5 protein-coding genes are annotated in these 9,015 nt (G+C 48.6%); all 5 read right to left on the bottom strand.

The window, feature by feature from the left end; all coding sequences use genetic code 11:
• Positions 1-3,029: calcium-binding protein (locus K0F88_RS31675; protein ID WP_306823159.1), on the bottom strand; the 3,029-nt coding region annotated here is incomplete at its 3' end.
• 10 nt (positions 3,030-3,039) lie between these two features.
• Positions 3,040-3,612 (bottom strand): hypothetical protein, encoded by a 573-nt coding sequence (locus tag K0F88_RS31670; protein WP_219097833.1) that lies wholly within the window; start codon positions 3,610-3,612, stop codon positions 3,040-3,042.
• A 2-nt stretch (positions 3,613-3,614) separates the two neighbouring features.
• The gene (locus tag K0F88_RS31665; RefSeq protein ID WP_219097832.1) at positions 3,615-5,036 is read right to left on the bottom strand and encodes an HlyD family type I secretion periplasmic adaptor subunit; all 1,422 of its coding nucleotides are present in this window, start codon (positions 5,034-5,036) and stop codon (positions 3,615-3,617) included.
• A complete protein-coding gene (locus K0F88_RS31660; protein ID WP_219097831.1) occupies positions 5,029-7,191 on the bottom strand; it encodes a type I secretion system permease/ATPase in 2,163 nt (720 codons plus the stop codon). The genes K0F88_RS31665 and K0F88_RS31660 overlap by 8 nt, the downstream gene beginning before the upstream one ends.
• A gap of 140 nt (positions 7,192-7,331) precedes the next feature.
• A complete protein-coding gene (locus K0F88_RS31655) occupies positions 7,332-8,741 on the bottom strand; it encodes a TolC family outer membrane protein (protein ID WP_219097830.1) in 1,410 nt (469 codons plus the stop codon).
• Between the last annotated feature and the right edge of the window lie 274 nt (positions 8,742-9,015).

Raw genomic sequence — 9,015 nt, 5'->3', positions numbered from 1 at the left:
GAGTCGACCCTGCGCGTATTGATATCGCTGGCCAGAATCCCCGCACCAAATCGCAAGGTGTCGGTGCTGCCATATCCCGGATCGTTTTCAGTGATAGTGTCCTGACCGTCACCCAGATTGAACAGATAGGTGTCAGCGTAATAACCGCCGTTCAAGGAATCGTTGCCGGTCCCGCCGGCCAAGGTATTACCTGTCGAGTCGCTGGCAACTTTGATGAGGTCATCACCCGCATCACCGTACAACTGGTTCGTGCCGGTTCCACCTTCCAGCGTGTCATTACCGCCACCGCCATGAATGTTGTCGTTACCGGACCAGCCGACCAAAGTCTCTGAGGTGGCGGTGCCCACTTGATTCAGACCTTTCGTTGAGATGTCCGTCCAAGTCCAAAACGTCCCATCAGCAAATTCCACACGCTCGATGACAGCCGAAAGGGCGGCGTCTGCACTGGAGGTTGATCGGTTAAACCAGCCTTTGACCGTGACCTGATCGGTGCCATTACTCAGCATGAACACCAGATCAGAGTCGACCCTGCGCATATTGATATCGCTGGCCAGAATCCCTGCGCCGAAACGCAAAGTATCAGTGGCGCCATAACCAGGATCGTACTCGATGATGGTGTCCTGACCGTCGCCCAAGTTGAACAGGTAAGTATCGGAGTAATACCCTCCGTTCAACGTATCATTGCCCGTTCCACCGGCCAAAAAACTACCCGTAGAAATACTTGATACCTTGAGGATATCGTCTCCAGCCTCACCAAAAATCTGATTGTTACCGGAACCACCATCTATCACATCGTTCCCAGCCCCTCCATATAGGAAATCATTCCCTTCACCACCAATCAGCGATTCATTTCCCGAACCACCCGCGATCAAATCATCAAATGCTGTTCCAGAAAGAATTGAATCTAACGAGCTTCCGAGAATCACGGAGTCAGAGCCTCCGGAAGCTGCCTTGATACGCCCTATTTCAACATCGGTTAGCTCACCAATCCAGCTAGATATGTATGGTGCCCACTGCCCTTTCCCAATCGTCGCGGACAGCTCCACAGCATCCATTACCGCCTTTACAGCATCGACACCGTGCGTCACCACCAACTGATTCGTAACACCCGAATAGTCTGGAACGAAGCCACTATTACCAATAGTTAAAACTATTTTAGAAGCATATTCTGCAAATCTGGTTTGAAACAGTAAACCAGAATAGACAGACGACACCAATGCATCATAGGCTTTATTTATCTGAGCAACTTGACGCATCTGAAATAGAAAATCTTGCTCGGTAACGTAAATCACACTGGATGATGAACTTCCAATCACTACTGTGTGACCACCCACACTAGCACCAAAGCTAGATTTAACATTTACAGCTTTGTCTGCACCGGAACCGGTTTCAGTTAAACTGAACGCCAAATACTTAACACCAGTGAATGCCTCTAAAATACGAACCTTCTCTAATATCGATTTTAGCTCCAGTTGAGATGCCGTTGGCTGTGCAGACGGTGACCCCGCCCCTCCCTCCCAAGAGTATTCGAACTTTACTGTATACGACGGCGTACTCAGCGCCGCCACACTTTCATCGAAGCTTTTTAAATCACTAGTTCCAGCCCACGCAGATAGTAAATGCCCCATCAGGTCGAGTTGAGCCTGACGGCTGCCAGCTGCTGAGTAACTACCCAACACCTGCTGCAAAGCCCCGCTCAACATACTGGCCTCACGCAAATCCCTGACGGCACCGGAGCCTTGCATATCGGGGCGTGTTAAAGCGTCAGCATCTAACTCAATAGGATTTCCATATTCTCGGTAAAATGTGTTTTGTGCAAAATCAATGGACCCAACAACCCCCTCAGATACAGCACCAGTAGAAACATCATTTCGAGTATAGGAGCCGACATTGGATATGACATTTCCATTATTGGGGGCGCCTGATGGAGCGGCAGCAACACTGATAGAAGTAATGCCAACATTCTGAAGAGTTTTCAGCTCAGACGACTGAGAAATACCGTCCTGATTACGGTCTTGCCAGATTTTTACTTGCGAAAATTTCTCATCTAATTGATCGAAAACACCGTCCGAATTACTATCTAGATCAGCAAGTGCCTCAAAGCCATTATTAGCTGTATGGCCATTTCGAAGAAGCGTATTCACCCCAAAAAGCTCTGTCCCATCATCAATAATATTATTATTATTTTTATCTAGTACCAAAAACCCATCATCACCTTTTAACCATCCAGTGCCCAGTTTATTTCCATCACCGTCATGATCAAAAACAACTCCTTTGTCACGCGAAATCGTCTCAATGCCATCACCATCCAAATCCAACACCAGTGGATCTACAAAAGTCACAGCACTGAAAAAATCTTGGTATACCAAATCTGAAATAGCACCAGTCAAATGCTGGCCTAATGTAACAGTACCAAACTGTTGCTGCATAAATTCGTAAGCAGTATCCAAACGCTCATTCAGGCCAAACTTCATTAACCCGGCAGCGTTTTCAAGCAAAACCTCAAGAAGGTTACCCATATAATCATTGAAGCTTTCCCCTTCTACTTGCACATAGTCTCCACCAAGACCAAGCGGAGGCGGAAGCATATCACCTATAGTTCCTGCCCACTGCCAACGATACAACTGTAGATCACTAACAGCAGACTGCACGTCTGCATCAATGATTTCCTTTAAAGGAGGAAATCCAACTTGCGCCCTTATATCATTAATAACTTTATTTGCGAGAGCATCAGATGCTATTTGAAAATCTGCATCCGTTAAATTACGACCATGTGAGCCTGCTGCGTATCTGTCTGCGCCACGGACCATATTGCTATAAAACGTACCATCATTCTTGTTAATAGACTGTGCAGCGGACAACCAGTTCGAGATTTTGCCTAGCTCAATAGAATTTGCGCCATTGGGCTCTTGAGCAATCTGCTGAACAGCAATTTCTCGCAAATAGCCATACGCCCCTGGATAATCACCTTGCGCTTGCAAATCAGCAAGAGTGTTAAGTTGTGCTTGGCTTAGGTTTAAAATATTCATGACATCCCTCTCACTGAAGATCGATACTGCGAAGCAGCTTTAGCAATAGATTATCAAGCGTTTCAAAATCGTTACGTCGCCCATCAAACTGGTAAAGTACTTCAATATTATTTCCAAATAGGCGATCACCTTCATAGGTCATCAATCCGCTACTTACATAAACAGGTGTATCATCAGCCCCCATAAATTCGTAGACAGTGCGATCTCGCAGCTTATATTCATTGCGACCGGCTGAAACGGAGGTAGGCTTGATTCCTTTAAGACCCGCTTGCTCCCGCAAAACGGGCGTTGAGACAGGTCGAATTCGGACTATCATATGGGTAGGTTCGACAATGCCAGCCTTGACAATTCGAAGGTCGGTCAAACGGACGCCAAACGTTACAACTTTAGAGCCGTGCGACTTCAGCAGTTTGCAATCCTCCAAAGTAACATAAAATTTAAAATCCGCTACTTCACACTTGTTCCTTTGAAGTTCATCCGCAAAAGCTGATGTTCCTTCCAGCGAAAAAAACAGGATGAAACACTTAGCTGATAACAACGAGAAAAGCTTTCCAAACCGAACAAATATTTTTATTAAACTCATAATTATCGTTCTCGTAGACTTTCGCTGGCGGCAACCTGCAGTGGACTAAGGAAAAACTCTATAATCCGACGCTGGTCCGTTTTTACTTCAGCAGTCACCGCCATGCCAGGCGATAACTTTACATTTTTCCCTTTTATATTCAGTTCATCTGTCACCAAGCGGATTTTGCTGCTATAGATAAGCCCGCGTTTCTCGTCTTCAATAGCGTCATTGGAAACACTAATCACCTCCCCGACTACGGAGCCATATTTGGTATAAGTAAATGTCTCCACTTTTACAGTCACCACCTGCCCTGCATGCACGAAGCCAACATCCTTATTTTCGAGCATTGCTTCAACTTCGATAGGTTGATCAATGGGGACCAAAACCATTAAGGGTTGCGCAGGCGTTACCACACCACCTATGGTATGAACATCCAATTGCTGGACGATGCCATCTACAGGCGCTTCAAGAGTGGTCAGATCCTCCTGATAACGGGCTTTAGCCAGATCCTGGTTTAGCGCATCAATTTTTTGATCAGCTTGTTGTAATAGGTCGAGCATCGCACGCCGAGTTTGAGCGGCAACACCTTCGCGCCGACGCTCCGCTTCCTGTCGCGCAGCACTTGCTTGCAAGACGCTAGCTTTTACCACACTAAGCTGACGCTCCAGATCCAGCCGTGCCTGCTCTTTTTCTAAGTACGCGTGGCGAGCAATGTATTGCTTCTGCAGCAAATGCTCATAGTCACTGGCCAACTTGGTAACGATAGGCAACGTTTTTTTCAAGCTGGACACTTGGGCACGGGCAGACTGGATATCCGCATTCCGCTGCTGAATCTCTGCATCAACTAAGTCTAGGCTGCTTCGGTACTCCTGATACTGCCCCTGCACCCAGCGCTCGGCGGCCAACACATGTTGAGGATCAGCATCGACGATGGTGCCGATCAAAGCCCGTGGTGGGCTTCCTGAAGTAATTGCATCCAACATCGCGCTGGCTCTGGCGTTATCGATCCGTGCAGCGAGCAGGTCACTTCTTGCTCGTCCAACATCAGCATTCACCGATGTCGAGTCCAGTTTCAGCAGCAATTGACCTGCTTTGACCGCTTGGCCATCGCGAACGTAAATTCCTCTGACCACCGCAGTTTCACTTGTTTGAATGACTTTAGTTTTATCGCTGAGGATAATCTTCCCCGTAGCTGTTGCTACTACGTCAACTTTTCCAAAACAAGCCCAAAGGAATGCCAGCAACGCAAAAGCCATAATTCCCCAAATAAAAACCCTTGGGGCTGGATGGCTTGGTTTGTCCTGCAATTCTAACGCCGCGGGTAAAAACTGCACTTCGTGAGCGAGACGTTTGGGCGTGTCCATTTCACGACGGCGGCTCCAGGAATGAGTCCATGCGCGACGATAACGTTGCAATAAACTAAATTGATCAGGCTTAGGCATTGCTGCGTCCCTGCTGCAAACGGTGCAGCCTCGAGTAATGTCCTGCCTGATGCATCAACAGCTCGGCATGGCTCCCCTGTTCCACTATCTGTCCACGATCGATCACGACAATGCAATTTGCATCGCGAACTGCAGACAGCCGGTGAGCAATAATGATCACGGTGCGGCCCTTACAAATCGCCTGCATGTTCTGTTGAATTATGCTTTCAGACTCATAGTCCAAAGCACTAGTGGCCTCATCGAAAATTAGAATACGAGGATTGCCGATCAACGCTCGGGCAATCGCAACTCGCTGTCGCTGGCCACCCGAGAGAGATGCCCCATGTTCACCAACGATTGTGTCGTAGCCTTCCGGCAATTCGAGAATAAACTCGTGGGCACCGGACAGTTTCGCGACCTGTATGACTGCCTCCAATGGCGTGCCAGCATCGCTGAGGGAGATATTTTCGCGGATGCTTCGGTTGAACAACATATTGTCTTGCAGCACGACGCCTATTTGGCGACGCAATGACGAGACATCAGCCAGCGCCAGATCCATTCCATCTATCAAAACCCGCCCGCGCTCTGGTACATATAACCGTTGTAGCAACCGTGCTAGAGTACTTTTTCCAGAACCGGAGCGGCCCACCACCCCGATAACTTGACCCGCCTCAATCGTAAGATTAATACCACGCAAAATTTCCGAACCATCCGGTCGATAGCGAAAGTGCACCTGGTCGAACTCGATGTAACCCTTGATAGGTGGCATAGCACTTCGAGTAGCTTGGGAGAGCTCATTGCGAGTATTAAGAATGTCCCCCAAACGTTGCACTGATACACCGATCTGTTGAAAGTTAGTCCACAGTTGAGCTAAACGAATGATTGGTTGCGAAACTCTTCCCGCTAGCATGTTGAAAGCAATGAGTTGCCCCACTGAAAGGTGACCTTCAATTACTAATCGTGCCCCAAACCAAAGGGTGGCTACAGTTACGAATTTCCCGATCAGTGAAACGCTTTCATTGGCGATCGTGGATAACGTCTGGGTTTTGAATCCGGCCGCAACGTAACCTGCCAATTGGTTATCCCATTTGCGGATAGCTTGTGGTTCAACTGCCATCGATTTCAATGTATCGATACCGTTAACTGTCTCAACCATAAAAGCTTGGTTTTCAGCTCCGCGAGCAAAGCTGTCGTTTAAACGTGACCTGAGCAGTGGTGTAATAAGGACGGAGACAAGAATATAAAGTGGCAGCGAAAGCAGAACGATTAAAGTGAGCCAGCCGCTGTAATAGAACATGACGGCGATGAAAACCACGGAGAACAAAATGTCGAGTACTAAAGTAATCGCATTACCCGTGAGGAAGCTGCGGATGTTTTCCAGTTCTCGAACCCGCGCGACCGAATCGCCAACCCGCCTTGCGTGGAAGTACGCCAACGGTAGGGTGATCAAGTGCCTGAACAACTTGGAACCCAGCTCCACATCGATACGACTGGCTGTATGGGCGAAGACATAGCTGCGAAGCCCAGACAAGGCCGTTTCGAAAAGCATGACCCCAGCCAAACCAACCGCAATTACGTCAAGAGTGGTCAAACCATGGTGCACAAGCACCTTATCCATGACTACCTGAAAAAAAAGCGGCGTGATGAGCGAGAACATCTGAAGCACGAACGAAACCAGCATGACCTCGCCGAGCAGTTTCCGGTACTTAATAATGGCCGGTATAAACCAGGTGAAATCGAACCGCGAAGTCTCCCCCGACGCACCTGCCTCTGAGCGAACAAGTAACAACTGACCATTCCAGCGTGCCTGCAACGCATTGAGCGTAATGATCACAGGCCTCTGTTCGACTGGATCATGAATGAGCACTTTGCCCTGGTCCAAGCGCGCAATAATAAAAAAGCGTCCATCCACACCTTCCGCAATTGCTGGGAGAGGCGTGCTCTCCAAGCGATCAAGTGAAGTTTTTGCCACCTTAGCTTTGAGACCGAGCTTACGAGCTGCAAGCATCAGGTCAGCCGTAGAAAAGCAGCGATCAATGCAACCGTATTCATGAGCCAATTGATCGGCCGAGACTGCCACCTGATGAAATCGAGCAAGCAAAACAAGTGACGTCAAGCCGGTATCAATCAATATGGGTCGTTCAGGCGACACGCCACCCGCTTCCGATTCGTTCATGTTGCTTCCTGCTGGATGGTTCGATCAGTCGATGCTTGACACTAGAAAGCATGGCAAAAAGCCATGTATCACTACATCACACTTCGAAAGACTGGTGGGTTTACTTTTAAGAACATTTCGCGACTAAAAAAGCGGCCCTTTCAAACTCCTGGAGGAAGAAAGTCTCGCGCAGGGTCGTAGTCTCGCTTTAAATAAAAAGAGAGGAGTTTCAGATCCGTTTGGCTCAGAGTCCCAGCGGCCTGCTTGAGCTTGAGATTGTCAATTATGTAGTCGTAGCGTGCATCGTTATAATCACGCACCGCTGCGTACAATTGCCTTTGAGCATTGAGTACGTCGGCGATATTACGCGAGCCGATATCCACTCCGACCTGATTCGCTTCAACTGATTTTCGGGCTGAGACGATGCCTTGTCGACGCGCAAAAATTTGCTCAATATCCGCATTGACTCCACGAAAAGCATTACGAGTGTTCAATACGACTTCACGTCGGCGGTCCTCCTTATCATCGGCGGTCTGTGAAAGTCGCTCTACGGACTCCTTTATCTGAGAGCTGGTCATACCACCTGAATAAATCGGGATTTTGAGCTCAATACCTATGCTGGTCTGGGCGACATTGTCGCGGTAACCATCCCGGCCGAAATCCGTCGGGTTGCTATAGCCGAAACTGTCGTTGTCACCTTTACGATACGAAGCTACGGCATCGATAGTCGGCAAATGCCCAGCCTTCCGCTGCTTGAGGGTTTGCTCAGCCGTATTTTGCGCTTGTTCACTGGCTTGGAGTTGCAGGTTCTGGCGTATAGCGGTGTCAACCCATGACCGTGCCTCATTGGGGATGGGTGGTTCAACCGGCATTTGGTGCCCCATTCCGGCAATCGACCCATAAGATTGATTAGTCAGACGAGTCAACTCTTCATAAGCGTCATCGACTCTTCGCTGAACCAACTGGCGATTTGCCCGCACCTCATCGTAAGCTGCTTGGGCGTCATAGACGTCAGTAATACTAGAGGCGCCATCTTCGAGCCGGCCTTGGGCCTGGTCACGCTGGTGAAGCAGCGCAGCTTCTTCCGCCTGCGCAGCAGCAAAAGCATCCAGTTGGCGCAAAGTTTCAAAATAAGCTTGGGCTGCTGTCAGCACCAACGTTTGGACCTTGACTGAAAACTCCAATTCAGCCTGAGTCACGCTGGATTGAGCTGCTTTCAACTGGAACCATCGATCTATACGAAACAAGGGTTGACTGATGTCGGCACGAAAAGTAGTGCCACTTCGCGTGCGACTGAGAGAAGGCTCATCACGCTCCAGTCGGGTGCCTTCAGAAGTGGCCCCGGCGGTGAGGTTTGGTAATAAACCAGAGCGTGCTTGGGGAATCGCCTCCCGCTGGGCTAGATAAGCATGACGCGCGGCAGCCAGTTGGGCATCATTATCGAAGGCTGACTGATAAACCCCGAGAAGGTCCGCGTGCTCTTGACTGACATCATCGAAAGAATGGACGAGCGGGCTGAACAAGCATGCGATGAGTAAAATATTTAATCGAGATGACTCGTAGCGTTTCATCGTTCGTCCATTACTTGAAAACTTCCTGACAGCATTACGTGACATTCAGAACTTCGGCCGACCAATGTGAATCTTTAACACCACTCATCGACACACGTCATTCATGTCGTCCTTCAAAAAAGACAGGCGCAATAATGATTTGTATTCAGCCAAAAATAAAAGATAAAAACCCAATAAAATCAAATAAATAACACCATCTTAAGCATTGACATACTCAATGCGAGCTGAATCGCCCCTAGTTTCGTAGACACCTCCAAGCCTTAAAATGAGGCCC

The sequence above is a fragment of the Pseudomonas sp. UMAB-40 genome (genome assembly GCF_900095275.1).
GTDB classification, from domain to species: Bacteria; Pseudomonadota; Gammaproteobacteria; order Pseudomonadales; family Pseudomonadaceae; genus Aquipseudomonas; species Aquipseudomonas mandelii_B.
The sequence above is the reverse complement of the archived record's forward strand: the minus strand, read 5'-3'. Positions and strand labels throughout refer to the sequence as shown.